At 48.3% G+C, this 536-nt stretch carries 1 pseudogene; it reads right to left on the reverse strand.

Annotated features, from left to right (window positions below):
• A pseudogene (locus tag QWT87_RS21110) lies at window positions 1-536 on the reverse strand (RHS repeat-associated core domain-containing protein); the annotation flags it as partial.

Raw genomic sequence — 536 nt, forward strand, 5'->3', positions numbered from 1 at the left:
GCCGGAGCTTCGGGAGGATAGGTATCGTAATAATTAACCGAAAGCAGGGTCATGCTTCCTGTAGGAAATGCCTGTTTGTCGTAGTATACGTCCAGCCCCTGCAGATTAAAGGAGGTGGAGGATCTTCTTTCCGTATTGTAGGCATTGGCAGTCATGCTGTTCAGGGCATTCTGCATTACCTGTCTCGATGCGGTGTTGGAGAAGAAACCGGTATACGCCACTCTTCCGAACTCATCATATTTGGTAAAAAGCCAGCCTTTGCTTCCGAAGCTGTTGTTTGCTGTTCTCAGGATGGCATCCTGCGTGAGCACCACACGGTCCTGTTTGTCGTACACCATCAGTTCCCATTCTTTTCCGGGCAGTCTTTTTTCAACCAGACGGTCTCTTCCGTCGTACCGGTACTGGTAGCAGAGCTCGTTTAAAATGGCATCCGTAATCAGGTTATTGTTGTCTGAAATCTGTTTTACCGCTTTCGGGGAAAGGACGAAAGCGAGCTGGTTGTACTCGTTGTACACGTAATATGTGTCCACATTCTG

The sequence above is a fragment of the Chryseobacterium urinae genome, assembly GCF_030518295.1.
Lineage (GTDB): Bacteria > Bacteroidota > Bacteroidia > Flavobacteriales > Weeksellaceae > Chryseobacterium > Chryseobacterium mucoviscidosis.